The sequence below is a fragment of the Acinetobacter sp. ANC_7553 genome (assembly GCF_056779895.1).
In genome coordinates this window covers 108,709-124,996 of sequence record NZ_JBWYIV010000010.1, presented here as the reverse complement: position 1 = coordinate 124,996, position 16,288 = coordinate 108,709, and the positions used below count along the sequence as shown (strand labels likewise).

Annotated in this window: 19 protein-coding genes; 10 read left to right on the top strand and 9 right to left on the bottom strand. The window is 37.6% G+C overall.

The window, feature by feature from the left end; genetic code table 11:
• Nucleotides 1-8: 8 nt before the first annotated feature.
• Both AC1M9I_RS09625 and AC1M9I_RS09620 read right to left on the bottom strand, forming a co-directional pair.
• Entirely contained in the window at nt 9-704 is a 696-nt protein-coding gene (locus tag AC1M9I_RS09625) for a GntR family transcriptional regulator (protein ID WP_035269253.1), read from the bottom strand.
• A 162-nt stretch (nt 705-866) separates the two neighbouring features.
• Nucleotides 867-1,667 (bottom strand): sulfite exporter TauE/SafE family protein, encoded by an 801-nt coding sequence (locus tag AC1M9I_RS09620; RefSeq protein ID WP_481593572.1) that lies wholly within the window; start codon nt 1,665-1,667, stop codon nt 867-869.
• A gap of 27 nt (nt 1,668-1,694) precedes the next feature.
• On the opposite strand from AC1M9I_RS09620, the gene AC1M9I_RS09615 reads away from it, so the two are divergent.
• From AC1M9I_RS09615 to AC1M9I_RS09605, 3 genes are all read left to right on the top strand, one after another.
• Nucleotides 1,695-2,447: a biotin--[acetyl-CoA-carboxylase] ligase gene (locus AC1M9I_RS09615; protein ID WP_092767469.1), complete on the top strand. Its 753-nt coding sequence runs from the start codon at nt 1,695-1,697 to the stop codon at nt 2,445-2,447.
• A gap of 26 nt (nt 2,448-2,473) precedes the next feature.
• Nucleotides 2,474-3,214, top strand: coding sequence for a type III pantothenate kinase (locus AC1M9I_RS09610; protein WP_481593576.1), 741 nt, complete (start codon nt 2,474-2,476; stop codon nt 3,212-3,214).
• A 102-nt stretch (nt 3,215-3,316) separates the two neighbouring features.
• Nucleotides 3,317-3,784, top strand: coding sequence for a hotdog fold domain-containing protein (locus AC1M9I_RS09605; RefSeq protein WP_481593571.1), 468 nt, complete (start codon nt 3,317-3,319; stop codon nt 3,782-3,784).
• Nucleotides 3,785-3,814: 30 nt separating this feature from the next.
• Here the strand turns inward: AC1M9I_RS09605 and AC1M9I_RS09600 are convergent, their stop codons facing one another.
• Together AC1M9I_RS09600 and ffh are read right to left on the bottom strand one after the other, a co-directional pair.
• Nucleotides 3,815-4,369 (bottom strand): RBBP9/YdeN family alpha/beta hydrolase, encoded by a 555-nt coding sequence (locus AC1M9I_RS09600; RefSeq protein ID WP_481593570.1) that lies wholly within the window; start codon nt 4,367-4,369, stop codon nt 3,815-3,817.
• 123 nt (nt 4,370-4,492) lie between these two features.
• Nucleotides 4,493-5,899: a signal recognition particle protein gene (ffh, locus tag AC1M9I_RS09595; protein ID WP_035269264.1), complete on the bottom strand. Its 1,407-nt coding sequence runs from the start codon at nt 5,897-5,899 to the stop codon at nt 4,493-4,495.
• A 143-nt stretch (nt 5,900-6,042) separates the two neighbouring features.
• Between ffh and AC1M9I_RS09590 the strand changes: the two genes are divergently transcribed.
• The 7 genes from AC1M9I_RS09590 to AC1M9I_RS09560 all read left to right on the top strand — a co-directional run bounded on the left by AC1M9I_RS09590 (nt 6,043) and on the right by AC1M9I_RS09560 (nt 13,089).
• Nucleotides 6,043-6,852 (top strand): cytochrome C assembly family protein, encoded by an 810-nt coding sequence (locus AC1M9I_RS09590; RefSeq protein ID WP_481593569.1) that lies wholly within the window; start codon nt 6,043-6,045, stop codon nt 6,850-6,852.
• 356 nt (nt 6,853-7,208) lie between these two features.
• The gene (locus AC1M9I_RS09585; RefSeq protein WP_481587214.1) at nt 7,209-7,622 is read left to right on the top strand and encodes a type IV pilin protein; all 414 of its coding nucleotides are present in this window, start codon (nt 7,209-7,211) and stop codon (nt 7,620-7,622) included.
• A 1-nt stretch (nt 7,623) separates the two neighbouring features.
• Entirely contained in the window at nt 7,624-8,151 is a 528-nt protein-coding gene (locus tag AC1M9I_RS09580) for a pilus assembly FimT family protein (RefSeq protein WP_092767479.1), read from the top strand.
• Nucleotides 8,123-8,569 carry a PulJ/GspJ family protein gene (locus AC1M9I_RS09575; protein ID WP_092767481.1) on the top strand — a complete coding sequence of 149 codons (447 nt, stop codon included), beginning with the start codon at nt 8,123-8,125 and terminating at the stop codon, nt 8,567-8,569. Before AC1M9I_RS09580 ends, AC1M9I_RS09575 begins: the two co-directional genes overlap by 29 nt.
• Before the next feature lie 3 nt (nt 8,570-8,572).
• Nucleotides 8,573-9,235: a PilW family protein gene (locus AC1M9I_RS09570; RefSeq protein WP_092767483.1), complete on the top strand. Its 663-nt coding sequence runs from the start codon at nt 8,573-8,575 to the stop codon at nt 9,233-9,235.
• 41 nt (nt 9,236-9,276) lie between these two features.
• The gene (locus AC1M9I_RS09565) at nt 9,277-12,024 is read left to right on the top strand and encodes a hypothetical protein (protein WP_481593568.1); all 2,748 of its coding nucleotides are present in this window, start codon (nt 9,277-9,279) and stop codon (nt 12,022-12,024) included.
• Between the two features lie 114 nt (nt 12,025-12,138).
• Nucleotides 12,139-13,089 (top strand): tRNA dihydrouridine synthase, encoded by a 951-nt coding sequence (locus AC1M9I_RS09560; RefSeq protein ID WP_035269844.1) that lies wholly within the window; start codon nt 12,139-12,141, stop codon nt 13,087-13,089.
• A gap of 10 nt (nt 13,090-13,099) precedes the next feature.
• On the opposite strand, the gene AC1M9I_RS09555 is transcribed toward AC1M9I_RS09560, so the two are convergent.
• The 5 genes from AC1M9I_RS09555 to AC1M9I_RS09535 all read right to left on the bottom strand — a co-directional run bounded on the left by AC1M9I_RS09555 (nt 13,100) and on the right by AC1M9I_RS09535 (nt 15,970).
• Nucleotides 13,100-13,504, bottom strand: a complete 405-nt coding sequence (locus AC1M9I_RS09555) for an NUDIX hydrolase (RefSeq protein WP_035269847.1) — start codon at nt 13,502-13,504, stop codon at nt 13,100-13,102.
• Nucleotides 13,505-13,576: 72 nt separating this feature from the next.
• Complete coding sequence (locus AC1M9I_RS09550) at nt 13,577-14,041, bottom strand: YybH family protein (protein WP_035269850.1); 465 nt, start codon at nt 14,039-14,041, stop codon at nt 13,577-13,579.
• A 237-nt stretch (nt 14,042-14,278) separates the two neighbouring features.
• The gene (locus AC1M9I_RS09545; protein ID WP_035269853.1) at nt 14,279-14,617 is read right to left on the bottom strand and encodes a zinc ribbon domain-containing protein YjdM; all 339 of its coding nucleotides are present in this window, start codon (nt 14,615-14,617) and stop codon (nt 14,279-14,281) included.
• Nucleotides 14,618-14,757: 140 nt separating this feature from the next.
• Entirely contained in the window at nt 14,758-15,138 is a 381-nt protein-coding gene (locus AC1M9I_RS09540) for a ribonuclease E inhibitor RraB (protein WP_035269856.1), read from the bottom strand.
• Nucleotides 15,139-15,304: 166 nt separating this feature from the next.
• A complete protein-coding gene (locus AC1M9I_RS09535) occupies nt 15,305-15,970 on the bottom strand; it encodes an RluA family pseudouridine synthase (protein WP_180028302.1) in 666 nt (221 codons plus the stop codon).
• Between the last annotated feature and the right edge of the window lie 318 nt (nt 15,971-16,288).

Below are 16,288 nucleotides of genomic sequence, written 5' to 3'. Positions count from 1 at the left end.
TGTCCTGATTATCTGCGCGATCTCCGCGCCCAAGCTAGTTCAATTTGTTTCATTCGTGTCAGTGACTCTAACACTAGATTGCGCAAGTGTCGGCAAAAATCTTCCATAAATAAAGTAGCTTGTTGTGATTTTCGGATCAAAATTGCATCGATCACGAGCTTAATTAATTCAAGTGCTTCTTGGAGCTCTCTACGCGAAGTATTTAAGGTTAAAAAATAACTACGACGTATAGATGGCAACAGTTCGCGATAAAACTTCATTAAGTAAGGGTTGGCTACCATATCTTGTTGCTTAGCTAAAAATTGAAATACACCATCGTAAAATTTTTCAGTATTACTTTGTTTAACTTGTTCAATTAAATATTGCAAAAGTTGCTGAAGCGCCTCAGCTTCATGATTACGCCAAGTTTCACTCATACGCTGGACGATCTGCCCTAACATAAGAGCACTCGTATCAAATAAAGCTCGCACTTGTTGGGCAGACATTTCTGACACAATTGCGCCGCGTCTTGGATAAATTTCAATTAAATGCGTGCGTTCAAGTAATAATAAAGCTTCACGTACCGAACCTCGACTCACGTCTAATTCTTTAGCGATACGCAATTCTTGTATACGTTCACCTTCGACCAATTCGCCACTAATAATCTGTTCACTTATATGTCTGGCTATTTGCTCTGAAAGGCTGTCCACTTCTTCCAATTGCATAATATTCCTATTTATTTTTTTACTCACACTTCATCAAGCATGATGCTATTTTATTGTTTTTATACCAATAGCATCATACTGACTATGTCTTTGTCTGACAATTTATCAAATTTTTAAGTCAATACACATCATTATTTTCGAGAATGATTTGGCATATTTTTCTCAAAATACGCCTTGATAAATAAAATAAATCCCTACAGTTGTAAGCAAAGATGCAAAACATTTTTTCAACATCGCTGCTGACAGTTTATGTGCAACTTTTGCTCCTACTTTTGCGGTGATAAAACTCATTACACTAATGCCAATGAATGCATAAACATGAACATATCCAATGGCATTTTCGATTTCAGCAGGTGCTTTTTGTCCGTAGAACATAAATCCAAATGCACCTGCTAAAGCAATCGGCAGTCCACATGCAGCAGATGTTGCAACAGCTTTTTGCATCACCACCCCATGATGATTTAAATAAGGTACGGTTAAACTTCCTCCACCGATCCCAAAAATTGCTGAAGCCACCCCAATTCCACTTCCCGCAGCCAATTGAGCAGGTACAGAAGGTAGTTGCTTAGATTGATCGACCACCACATTAGCACCACGGAACATACGGTATGCAACCCAAATTGCGAAACAACCGATAATCAATTGCAGCATTGGTCCAGAGATAATACTGGCCAATCCAGCACCAAAAAATGAACCCAGTACCAAACCTGGCGCTAAATTTTTAAATACTGACCATAGCACTGCACCTTTTTTATGATGTGCCATAACTGAGCTAATCGATGTGACCACAATCGTAGCTAATGATGTTCCAAGCGCCATGTGCATAATGACAGTTGGGTCATAACCCATTTGGGTAAATACAATAAATAAAATGGGTACGATGATTAATCCACCGCCCACGCCAAACAACCCTGCAGTAAAACCAGCGATTGCACCAATAGCTAAATATATGATTAACTCCATAAATCTTTTACTCTTCTCAGATTCAACATGGATTTAGAGACTCGCCACCTCAGTCAGCTTTTAACTGAAGCTCAACAACTTCCAGAAGTTTTACTGTTAAAACAGAGCACCACTTCAACCAATGATGAAGTACGCGCACTCATCAAAAAAGGTGTACAGGGTATTCTTGTATGCAGTGAGACTCAAACTCAGGGACGTGGACAACATCAACGACAATGGGTTTCCCCAGTCGGGAATATTTATTTAAGCACATTGCTAGAAACCAAAACACCCTTAGATGGTCGACTATCCCTTGAGATTGCACTTAATATTTTGCAAATTCCTTCATTTAAGTCATTGGATCATTTACAAATCAAATGGCCAAATGACCTTTATAGTGCGCAAGGCAAATGGGGTGGCATTTTGGTAGAGCCTGTAACCCCACATCAGGCGATTGTTGGTGTTGGTATTAATTTATTGCCTGTTTCTGATGCAGCAATCGAACAGCAAACCACATCAATCATGCAATTGGGTTTAGCTCATCCAAATCGAATTAAGATTATTTCAGAGCTTTATCTCGCAATCATGCAAGCTGGACAATGGTTTGAGCATGGAAGTTATAACCTCTCGGGACGTTTCAATCACTATGCTGCTTTTATGAATCAGACTGTAGAGTTTGAGCAAGTGAATAAAACAGTACAAGGTATCTTTAAAGGTATTGGAGATGATGGTCGAATTAATATTTTGACTGAACAAGGTTTAATCGGTTTGTATCAAGGGCGTTTACGCTTAAAAAAATAAAGAAAAGATAGGTCAGCGAATACATGATGAAACGTCTTTGGTTAGATATAGGCAATACGCGTTTAAAATATTGGATCACGGAAGGTGAGCAAATCTTGGAGCATGTGGCGGAGCTTCATCTACAATCTCCTGCGGACTTAATGTTGGGTCTCATCCAACACTTTAAATCTCAAAACCTATCAGAAGTCGGTATCTCATCTGTTCAAGACAAGAAAAATAACGATCGTATACTCAAAATTTTAAAACTGCTGGATATCCCAATTGTCGTCGCTAAAGTTCATCAAGAATATGCAGGACTCCAATGTGGATATACAGAACCGAATCAATTGGGTATCGATCGTTGGCTACAAGTTCTAGCGGTCGTCACCGATCCTCAAGAGAAATATTGCGTGATCAGTTGTGGAACGGCCTTAACAATTGATTTAGCAAATGGATTTACACATTTAGGGGGATATATCGTACCTAATCTCTATCTACAACGAGACTCACTTATTCAAAATACCAAAGGGATCAAAATCCCTGATGCTGCATTTGATGAGTTAAGTCCTGGGCAAAATACAATGGATGCTGTTCATCATGGTATTTTATTGGGATTGGTCAGTATGATCGAAAAAGTTTTAACAACATCTCCAAGAAAATTAATCCTTACAGGTGGAGATGCAGCACTTTTTGCTCAATATTTACAATCTTATGACCCGAAAATTGAAACCGATTTATTATTAAAAGGCTTACAACGCTATCTTGCTGTCACGCAACAAAAAACATAACTTGGTCATCAGGTCTGCTGAACTGAGTGTCTCTTAAAACAAAAAATTATTCACTCAGTGTCAGTACACACATCCAAAATATAAAAAAACAGGCTGAACAACATGAATAACAGGACGTTAAACGTTTGGAATATCGCGAAGGAACTGCCCTTTGGGAAAATACTTTTCAATCAAGTGATCCAACTCAAAGCACCTTATTTCAAGTCTATTCGCACGAAAATTATTGAATTGAGACCAGATTTTTGTCAGGTCCAGATGTCTAAAGAAAAAAGGGTTTTAAATCACCTCGATACTGTACATGCGATCGCATTGTGTAATTTGGCAGAGCTTACTGGTGGCCTAATGACAGAAGTTACTCTTCCACCAAGTCATCGATGGATACCCGACGGTATGCAAGTCAAATATATTAAAAAAGCTACGACCAATTTAATAGCAGTTGCTTATCCTCTGACGCCAATTCAAGCGGGGCAATCCATACCAAATAGATTTGTAGCGTGTGTCGAAGTCCATGATCAAAACCAAGCGCTTGTCTTTAGAGCAGAAATCACTATGTGGGTGACATCACGTTAAACACGTCAGTGAGAGCTTATAGCTTCTGAATTAATCTCGAATAATCTCAGCCCAGACCTCAGGCAATGCCGTACAACCTTCTGAATCAATAAAATGGCCTTGATGTTCAGCAGCAACGACATGTGCATCAATACTTTCAGCTTGCTGGAAACTAAATTTAGGCAGAACGCGCTCATCACCTTCAGAATAAATGACCACGCGATCATGAACTTGGTCACGAATGAGTTCAAAATCTATATCAGCAGCATCAATAAATGGATTGACTTGCTCAAGCCGCCCTAAACGTCCATTGAAACCAGCAACTAGAATTATTTTTTTGATTTTTTGGTTTAAAAGTACGTGGCTTAAGTAATGTAAAGTTGCAATACACCCGAGACTGTGAGCAACAAAAATTGTTTGATCATCAATTTGAGCTATTTGCTCTTTCATTTGTTGTTCCCACGTTCCTAATTGTGGCGTCTCAGAAGGATCTAATCTCAATACTTTTAATGGAATACCATACTGATCAGCTTGTTGTTGTATCCATGGAAACCAATTTTCTTCAGGGCTTGCCGTATATCCATGCACAACATAAACCTGTGTCATTTTCTTGCACTCTTGACTGTATTCTCAACATCATGAATTGATTATTTTTTAAACTAAATAGTAAGTTTGCAAAATTATGTAGCATGAAAAAAGGCGCCACAGCGCCTTTTTAAATTTTGGGAATTATTTTGGATCTTTTCCACCAAATAACGGACCAACGCCACCGCCGCCACCAAATTTCTTTTGCATACCGCTTAATGATTTCATCATTTTCGCCATACCCGATGGATTCGCAAATTTTTTCATCATTTTTGCCATTTGGGCATGTTGTTTGATCAGTTTATTGACTTCAGCAACATCCATACCACAACCTGCTGCGATACGTTTTTTACGGCTTGGATTCATCAAGTCAGGATTGCGACGCTCTTTGATGGTCATCGATTGAATAATCGCTTCCATTTTCTTCACTTGCTTTTCAGGATTTGCTTGAGCAATCGCATCCTGAATTCCTGAGTTACTCATGCCAGGCAACTTGTCTAAGAAGCCCATCATACCGCCCATTTTATTCATTTGTTCAAACTGCATCAGCATATCTTCAAAGTTGAAGCTGCCGCCTTTTTGCAGTTTTTTCGCCATTTTTTCAGCTTTTTCTTTGTCGACTTTACGTTCCAGCTCTTCGACCAAAGAAAGAACATCACCCATACCTAAGATACGTTGTGCTACACGCTCAGGATGGAATGGTTCAAGGGCATCGAGTTTCTCCCCCATCCCCAAGAATTTAATAGGCTTACCAGTAATTGCACGAACAGAAAGTGCCGCACCACCACGCGCATCACCATCAGTTTTTGTAAGAATCACACCGGTTAAAGGCAATGCATCATTGAATGCTTTTGCTGTATTTGCAGCATCCTGACCGGTCATTGCATCTACAACGAACAGTGTTTCTGTAGGATTAATCGCTGCATGCAATTCTTTAATTTCGCCCATCATATCGTCATCGATATGTAAACGACCTGCAGTATCGACAATCAATACATCCGCAAATTGAATTTTGGCTTGTTCAATTGCTCGGTTTGCAATCGTAATTGGCTTTTCATCAGCACTTGATTCAAAGAAAATCGCGCCGACTTCACCTGCTACAGTCTGGAGCTGCTTAATCGCCGCAGGACGATAGACGTCGGCAGAAACCATTGCGACTTTTTTCTTTTGACGCTCTTGTAAAAAACGAGCTAATTTTGCAGCAGTCGTCGTTTTACCTGCACCTTGTAAACCAGCCAATAAAACAACAACGGGAGGCTTTGCAGCAAGATCAAGACTTTCATTTGCCTCACCCATCATTTTGGTGAGTTCATCATGAACAATTTTGACGAATGCTTGGCCTGGAGATAACTGTGACATCACCTCTTGACCTAATGCCTCTTCCTTAACTTTCGCGATAAATTCACGAGTTACAGGAAGTGCAACATCGGCTTCAAGAAGTGCCATACGCACTTCGCGTAACGTATCTTTAATATTGTCTTCGGTCAGTTGCCCAGAGCCAGTAACATTTCTTAAACTCTGCGTGAGTCGTTCTGTTAAGGTATCAAACATTGCAAAATCCGCTTAAAATGGTTGTTGCAAAAAAATCTTTCTTAAAATAGAAAATTTATGCATAAGATGCTATAGGATACTGTAGTTCGTTTGGAATTTATATCTTATTAGATGAATATTCAGCATCCATAAAAAGGTTTGACATGATTAGCCTCCCTTTGGTTTACACAATTTTAGCATTGATCGCCTATACCACTGCCTTTTGGTATTTGTTTACCCATTTAATGACTAAACGTGTCCCTAATCATTGGTTTATCAGTCTCGTAGCTGGATTAGGCTTGATCTTGCATGCTGTCGTCTTATTGGTAGATATGAAAACGCCTTTCGGCATTAACTATAACGTTTTTAATCTCCTTTCATTTACTTCAGCACTCATGCTGTTATTGAGCCTGCTTTATAGCACTTATCGACCTGTACTTGCGCTAAATCTGATTGGAATACCAGTAGCTGCATTGGGTTTAATTTTAGGCTATTCCCTGAGCCAGCCTATACTTACACTTAAACAGAACACGTTTGGACTTGATGTCCATATTATTTTGTCACTCTCAGCTTATGCAGTGCTATTAATGGCAACAATTCACGCAGTTTTGTTGTGGTTACAAGATCGTGAGTTAAAAAACAAACAGAAACATCGTGTTTGGGTAAATCTATTACCCTCCTATCAAGCAATGGAATCTTTGTTATTCGATATGCTTGTTACAGGTTTCATTTTATTAAGTACTGCACTTATCTTCGGCTTTTTTACGATTGATGATTTTTTTGCACAGCATTTGGCACATAAAACAGCGTTTAGTATTGTCTCTTGGTTTGTTTACGGTGCACTTTTATTTGGACATTATCGTTTTGGTTGGCGCGGTCAAAAAGCGAGACGCTTTACCATTATTGGTTTTATTTTACTTGCAATAGGCTTTATTGGATCAAAATTTGTATTAGAAATGATTCTAGGAAAATAATAATTGTGTGATTTAAATCACAATAAATAATAATTAAATAAATATCACATCATATTAAATTTTATATATTTTAAATACATTTAAAATATAGGTAAATAAATTTTAAGTATAAATAAAATTTTCATATAAAAATATTGATAAAAATCAATTACTTAAAATAAGAAAATACATTAAACCTTTTTGATGATTTAATAAATAATAGTTAATATTATTTGAATTATTTAATTAATTAATATTAATAATCTGTTCATCGCTTAATAGCCCCCATTAATCCCCTATAAGTTGTTATTATTTAGGTTAGTAACTAATGTTACAGTTAGTAAATGGATATTTTTGATGATTATTTTGGGGTATGTATGAAATTGCAAAAAGGTTTTACCTTAATCGAATTAATGATCGTCATCATTATTGTTGCAATCTTGGCCGCAATTGCAGTACCAAGTTATCAAAACTACGTCACCAAAGCCAAAATCAAAGAAGCTCAATCAAATTTAATCGCACTTTCATTAGGTGCTGAAAATGCATATCAAAGAACACTAAACTACCCTAAAGAAACCTTGTCAAATACCAATGCAGTAAAAACTAAATTTACAACTTGGAATCCGAGTTCTGATTCATTTAATTTTACGTACACTTCATCAGATGGTGTGAATTATGCGGTTCAGGCAATAGGAACTGAAGCAAGAGTTTTAGGTTGTACATTAACACTCAAAAATGATGGAACTCGTACCGTGTCCGGTTGTGGTTCATATACTGACTGGGTGAAATAATATGCAAAATACTGGTTATAGAAAACAACTTGGTTTCACGCTGATCGAACTAATGATTACGATCGTTGTACTGGCTATTTTGTTATTTGTAGGTACTTCTTTAACCAGAGCTTGGGTAGATCAAAGTCATGTTGATGGAGCGCTAGCAGGTATTAAAAATGCGACTTATCAAGCCCGTTCTGCAGCAATTCGAAACACGAATAATCAAGAGTCTTCACTTGCAGCAGCATCTGTTTGTATAGATAAAACCCATCAAGAAATTAGAGTCATTCGTGTTGCTAAGGACAATACTGATGCGTGTTCAACAAGTGACGGCAACTCGCCTGACCAAAACTATATCCTTCAAAAAATCCCCTATGCATCGAATGTATTTTTCAAAGTAAACAATACAGAGTTTTATTGTCTATCTTTTAACTCGAATGGGATGTTGGTTGCTGCAAGTTCAGCATCAGCAACGTGCAATTCAAATTTAAATTTAACCGTTACAGTTGAGAAGAATAATGAATCAGCAAACATTCAAATCAACTAATCAACGTGGTTTCACATTGTTGGAGTCTCTTGTTGGTTTACTTATATTCTCGATTATTGTTTTTGGTAGCGGTTTAGCAATCAGCAAAATGTTGAACACGCAACGATATATGAACATTGACAATATAGTGATAAACGAACTGCAAAATCGCTTACAAACCATCACTATATCAACTGACTCAACTGATGTTTGTGCTTCATTCAATAACCAATCTACCGAAAGTAAATCGTTCACATTAAATGGTAATACCTACTACATTTATTGCAATTTGAATTCTGAAAATATTAGTGAAACGAGCGGTGTCGCAGGTACAAAAATTACATGGCCTGTGTTAGCTGCGAGTACAAATCAATCTAATGCCAAGACCTGCGCTGAAGACAGTATGGAAGGCTTAGATTGTTATCGAGTCGGGAGATAAATCATGAGTCAAAAAGGATTTACGCTCGTTGAGTTGATGGTTGGATTAGTCATTGCAATGTTATGCATGCTAATGATGCTCATGCTTTTTAAACAGACGACTCAAATTGGTATTAGTTCTTCTCGTGATTCGGAATACGATGCTCAAATACGAACAGCATTATCAGTTGCACAGAAGCTCGTTCAAAATGCAGGCTATGGTTCAGGAAAAACATCAGATATTGCTGTAGGAGTGGACACTCAAAATTTACCTGCTGTTTTCTGGCGAATGAATCCAGATCCTGTAACAAGCTTAATGTCTGCAAATACAACGATTAATTACAACTGTGAAGCATTAACTCAAGAAAAAGAAGGTGATACATATCGCTTAATCTTTCTTAAAAAGAATAACTGTGGGTCTGAAGCAGTATTAAATATAGAAACTTTTAGCCAACCTGATGAAAAACAGCATATTGTTTCCTTTAAGACCTTAGAAACAGGCACCGTTTTTAACTTTGTATTAACACCGGGAAATTGTACACCTTTTGGAATTGATAAAAACAACTCCAAAGGTACGCGCCAACTGACGATTACTGCTAATCGTCAATACGCAGATGAAATGCAAAATTCAAATATTGGTCAAACAGTGAGTAATACCGTTTGTCTTAATAACATTGTTAACCTTTAAGAGCGAGATTAAAGATGAATAGTTTAAGAAAGCAGCAAGGCATGGCCACTATTCTTTTGGTCTTGCTCATCGGGCTTACAGTGATGATCATAACATCGACTGTTGCAAAATCACTCATCTCCAACAAAGAAGCAAATGTAGCTGCGCATGCACAAACCAACGTACAACTCATGGGATGGTCAGGTGTTAGCGCCTTTCGTGAATATTTATTAAAAAAATATAAGGATACCGATATCAATGACTTTCGCCAAAGCTTATTAAATACAGGTGAAATTCAGCTTTTAAATGATGATACCAACCAACGTTATGTCACGGTTGAAGTAAAAGATGTAAAAGGTTGCAATGGTTTAACCAATAACCCAGATGGTTCTACTGGAACCAAATGTATTGTAATCGCAAATATTCTGTCGAAAAGTGGGTCAGCTCAATCAGCTACTACGATACAAGCAATCTATGATCTTGCAGCAGACCTGATTAAGTACAAGAGTGTTATTAATTTCACTGGTCAAACATTTATGTCTGGCACTACCATTTCCGGCGAAGATCCAACTAAACCAGATGAGTATGTCGAACTGAATGTCGATGGTGGCAGCCTGTCCTTACAAGCTGGTTTCAAAATCAAAAATATTAAAAACTTAACTATTAACGTTAAGAAAGACAAAGATGGTAAAGGTGGAAATGTCTATATAGATTGTTTAATTGATGCCTGTGGTACAAGAAATGGGGCTGTAATTAACATCAATGCTGAGGGCTATGTTCACATTATTAACGGCGGAAATTTTGGCAATATTTCTTCTGGTGAGTGGGTTAAACTGTTAACCAATGTCAAAGCAGAAAATATTAAAGCAATTGGTAATGTCACACTTTCTCTTGGTTCTAAAGCTCAAAATATTTCCACTGACGGAAATATTAGTCTTACAGAAGGTGGCTATGCTGCAAACTTACATACCAATAAAGATGTAACACTACGCACGAATGTTGAAGTGTCTTCTATCACCACACACCAAGGGAATGTCAATCTTTCCGTTTCTAGTAAAGTCAACGGAAATGTCATGGCAGGTGGCAACGTAACAATGATCGGAACTAGTGTTGTTACGGGTGATATTACATCAGGCGGTAAAGTTAATATTTCTAGTAGTGACGTTAAGGGCAGTGTAAGAGCCAAAGAATTTATTGACCTTGATACCTTCTCCAAAATTGAACAATCGGCCTATGCTCACAATCAGTCGAAACAAGGGATTGGCGTGTACAAGGCTGGAGTCCGCTTAAGTACAAGTTGGATTGGTGGAAATGTGTATTCTAACGGTCCATTACGCTTATTAGATGGTCTTATTATTGAAGACGTAAAAGGTGATGTCTATCTTGCCAACTTTAGTACTTCAAACCAGAATGGTGTAGTTGAAGGATTTAAGAATGCAATTAGTGGAAAAATTTATGAAAAACTCACAAGCATCCCTCAGCTCAGTACTTTTCCAGATATTCCTAAATACGACGTTTCTGAAACCATAGCCAGTATTCAAGAAGCAATTCAAAATATGACGTTTGAAACCAGAGTCGATGTTCGTCAATATCGAAACGATGCAAACTATATTTTCGTACGTGAATATGGCGCTGCTCGCGTATATTTAAATCATCTTCGCAATGAGAGCTCTAAAATCACTTACATGTATGAGTATGACGCTACTAATAATATTCACAAACAGTTTGCTGTAGATGCTTCAGGAAATAAAACTCAAATCATGAAAATTGACCCTGATAACTCAAACTCAGGCTCACGAGGTTTCTATTTAGGGAAATACACCTTGAATAGCAAAGATTATGTCGGTGCTATTTGTGAAACTATTCATGAAGAACAGGTCATGACCAATAGTTTAGGGCTACGTACTGAGCATAAGAGCGGTTATTGTACGAGTCAAATTATTGGATATCTTCCACGGGTCAGCTTAGACTTCAATGGTCTTAATGGTAAAGATCGTTATATATTTGGCTGGCCTAAAGATTATGACTATACATTACCAGACACTTGGTATATTCGTTCAATGGATACATCTACATTCGATAACGCAAGTTTTGCTCCAGGTATTCTGTATTTCGAAGGTAAATTAATTATTTCTGGTAAAGCGAATCTTGCGGCGGATAGTACTGATTCTGTATTCACCAATACTTTCCTTGCTGAAGGTGATATTGATGCGATTGCGATGTCTCCTCGCATTTATTCGCCTCGTAATATTACGCGAAATCCAAATGCAACAGATGCCTTAATTTGTTCACGTAACTTAGGCACTACGTCTAATACTAAGTTTAGTGTTAGTCCACCTGCAACAACACCTGCAACTTTATCGAACAAATTCTTGACGCCAGTGAATTTGTGCCAAGATGCGAATACGATGTATAAAAATACCAATAGATTACCTAACGGTACGCTTGATACAGTGACTATTGATAATAAAGAAATAACAAAGTTAGAACTTGGTTTAGTTGCCTTGATGTCTAATCAAGTTGTGCGTATTGGTGCATGTGCACAAATTTATGGTGACGTATTAGCAAGAAGTAATGTTGAAGGTAGTGCAGCATGTGGTATCGGTGAAAAAAATGGAATCTTTGGTAATATCAGCTCTCAAGGTGTCCCACCGTATACTAGTGTTCAACAACACAATACAATGGGTGCTGGTACAAATATTTATATTCCCAAAAATGAATATAAAAATTTAAATAAAGTTGATGATGTGAATGCCAATGATTTCATCGCCATTAAAAATGCAGACCTACAATGGGCTAAATATCAATAATTGGAAGCGAAAAGCCCAAACATAAGTTTGGGCTTTTTTTTGTGTGAAATTTCTGACTAGACAAGCTATACAAAACACCGTATAACACCGTTTTTCCCATATTCAGGTGACCAAGTGAAACTCGTTTTAGCACCCATGGAAGGTTTAACTGATCCCATCATGCGTGATGTTCTCACACATGTCGGCAGCTTCGACTGGTGTGTAACTGAGTTTATCCGTGTCACTGATTCTGTCCTTCCAGATCACATCTATCATTCTTACTGTCCCGAATTATTGAACGATGGCAAAACAGCAGCAGGAACACCCGTTCATGTTCAATTTTTAGGGAATAATCCAACCATGTTGGCTGCAAATGCCGTTCGAGCGGTGGAGTTAGGTGCACCTGCAATTGATATGAATTTTGGCTGTCCAGCTAAAACAGTAAACAGGCATCGAGGTGGTTCTGTATTATTGGATGAACCTGAAACAGTGTATCAACTGGTTAAAGCTGTACGTGATGCAGTGCCTGCTGAAATACCAGTTTCAGCAAAAATGCGTTTAGGTTATATGGATCGTAATTTCACCCTAGAAAATGCACATGCGATAGAAGATGCTGGTGCCGCTTGGGTTACCGTTCATGCACGAACAAAAGCAGATGGCTACACCCCACCCGCCTTTTGGGATCAACTTCAACCCATTCGTCATGCGCTTAGCATTAATGTGATAGCCAATGGTGAAATCTGGAATAACCAAGATGCGCGCCAGTGTTTACTAGAGTCAGGTTGTGAAGATCTAATGATTGGTCGTGCAGCAGTGACAACACCCGATGTCACACAATGCATCCGACAAAATAAAGACGAAGCGATATTACAATGGAGCGATTTAATTACACTCCAAATTCGCTTCTTAAATGGTTCTTATAAAAAAGAAATGAATATGGTCGGACGTTATAAGCAATGGCTAGGTATGATGTCTAAACATTATCCTGAAGCAAAACTGTTATGGGATGAGGTGAAACGTCTGAAACAAGTAGATGAAATCATTGCTAAGCTCAATCATTTTCAAAACATTATGCAAACTGTCTAATTTCTAAATTCTAGAATGAATAACTCCGAACTTCACCTTGAAAATTCAGACAGTCTTGAACGCGAGTGCGTTGAACTTCAGACAGTTGCTCTGGACTAAACCATGCATATTCCGTATGTTCCTCAGAGAGTTGAATTTGGGCGTTATTTTCAATCATGCATCTAAAGATAAAGGTATGTGAGTTTACATGTGCGTGATAGTAGACCCCTGATAAATATTGGATGCTTACATCACAACCTATTTCTTCTTTACATTCTCTGAGCAAAGCTTGATGTATGGTTTCACCTTGATCTAAACCACCACCTGGCAACCCCCAACTGTAATTGGCATAGTTTGCTTTCAGTAATAAGACTTGTCCCTCTGGGTTGGTGATCACCGCATGAGAACTCAAACGATAAAAATCATAAAATCCCATGACACGTCTCCAGAATTTAACTCATTCATGAAAGATAACACTGTTTAAGCCCATCTAAATGCTCAAGATAAGCTAAACCACAAGCCTTAATTTTGATTTATCCTTCAAGATGATAGCCTTTCCCGTTGCTAAGTCTACAGGCATAGAAATATGTTGGTGTACCATCACCCATTGTTCATTGGTTTTTTGTAGACATAATGTTGTACGACACCAAGGCATTTGCAACTGACCTTTTAAGGCTTTATGTTCCACTTTAGAGTGACAATGTAATACAACCAAATGATCACTCGCATGCACTTTTATATCACGGCGAGTGATTTGCATTCCATCGAAGAAATAGGGACTAAATTTTTGCCATTCTTTTCGATAAGCTTCAGCTCCCTCAAGTTGGGTGCTGACATCAAACATACTTACATTTTGCGCACATTGTTCGATTAACGCATCAACATTATTACCTACTAATGCTGAATCCCATTCTTTTAATTGCGCTAATACTTCATGAGCAGCAACAACATTACCCTCAATCTGAATAGACATGATGTGACCTTATTGTTATTAGTGTGATGAAGTTAACACTTTTAAAGAAAAACTGTAATGTTATTTTGTGCCAAGCAAAGAAATTTTTATTCTAATTTGTATCTAAAATTCAATTTAAATTGATAAAAAACAACCATTATTTATTAAAACTTATCATTATGATCAAATTAAAACCAACGACGAGTTATTATCACATAAAAAAATTGGCCCCAGTTTCACTGAAGCCATTATAAGAGCTTATGCTTTCTTTACATATTCGGACTTAAGTTTCATTGCGCCAAAACCATCTACTTTACAATCAATATCATGACCATCCGTTGCATCTGGCAACAAACGAATACTTTTTGCTTTAGTACCGACTTTGATTACGGATGATGAACCTTTAATTTTTAAATCTTTGATAACCGTTACGGTATCGCCATCTGCAAGAAGATTGCCATTTGCATCTTTGATCTGAACCACTTCTTCGAGTGTCTCTCCTTCTTTCCATTCATGTGAACATTCTGGGCAGATCAAGAGGTCCCCATCTTCATAAGTATATTCAGAGGAACATTTTGGGCAATTTGGCAAAGACATAAAAAATCCAAAAAATAAAAAATTTTGCTCAATATACCACTTTCATCTAGCGAATAGAAAAAAACCTTAAATTTTATAAGGTTTAAATAAAAAAAACCTAAGTTCAATCACTTAGGTTCTTTTATTGGCTCTAGCCTTGTTTAGCTTTGAAACTCATCTTCTATATCTTCATCATCATATACATATGCCATACATCCCCATCCATCGTACTCACCGTCATAGTCATTGGCTATTTTGGTAAACCACTCTTCTAAATCCACAATATCTGAGTATTCTGGCTCCATATACACATAAATCGTGATAATCCATTCTGCGGATTCAGACTCTTCATCAATAAATAAACTGATCTTTTGTTCTTCCTGAAGCAAGAACAAGGCACATTTTTCAGCTTTGTCTTTAGAGCTAAAAGCAATTGAGTACTCAATCTCATGCGGCTCGCTTAAATCATCTCCATCCTGGAACATTTGCCACAGTACATCGCCATTATCATCATTTGGAAATTGTTCTAAATCACGGCTCATACGTTCATCCTTATTGTGGTTATTGCGTATACAATATCCTAGAGTAGCCTATATTTATTTCATTTTGGAGAAGAATTCATTAGAAATTGTTCTTAACTTTATATGATCGTAATTGTTAAATTTTAGTTAGGCACTCACAATACGTATTTTGCTTGAAGCGTTTCATTCAAAATGGAACTTCACTCACAATTTTAATTTCAATACCACTCAACGGTTGTTGAAACTCTAAATAACTCGCATGCAAAGCCATACGCCCTAAATCACTGAGTTTAGGGTTTGGATGATAGAGTTTATCACCTGTGATCGGATGACCTATGGCTTGCATATGTACGCGTAATTGATGTGAACGCCCCGTAATTGGCGTCAACAAGACACGACTAACATCTAAATGCGCATCATAAGCGACCAATTCAAACAGTGTTAAGGCTGATTTTCCAAGTTCAAAATGAACGATTTGTCTCGGTCTGTTTTCCCAGTCCGTAATTAAAGGCAAGTCTACTTGTCCCTGTTGTGCAATTTTACCTTGCACCAGTGCCACATAATTTTTTTTCACGGTGCGCGCTTGGAACATTTTGCTCACAGCCACTTCAGCATCGCGATGTTTTGCAAACATCAAAATTCCAGAGGTTGCCATATCTAAACGATGGGTAATTTTTGCATTTGGATATTGAGCTATCACTCTTAAATACGCACTGTCATGATGCTCAGGCAAGCGTCCTGGCACAGACAATAATCCTGCTGGTTTATCAATGACCACCAAATCATCATCTTCATAGACGATGTTAAGCGGACCTTGAGGTGGCATATATACAAAATTATCGTCTAAAGGCATGTGAACAGAGCATTTCTTTGGGATGCGGAAAAATAGCAACTGATCAACTCAGTGTCAATTTATAAGATGAGCGATTTGAGAATTGAGAATTGAGAATTGAGAATTGAGAATTGAGAATTGAGAATTGAGAATTGAGAATTGAGAATTGAGAATTGAGAATTATAATTTTTTTTAAGAGAATTTTGAGGGTGTCAGGGAAAACATGTTGTTTACTTCAACTATTATAACTTTGTAAGTTATAACCCTATTGCCTATAAACTTCTGGTTTATAGCGTCCTAAGCCGAATCAAGACCTTTTGGGTAAGTACTACACGCACG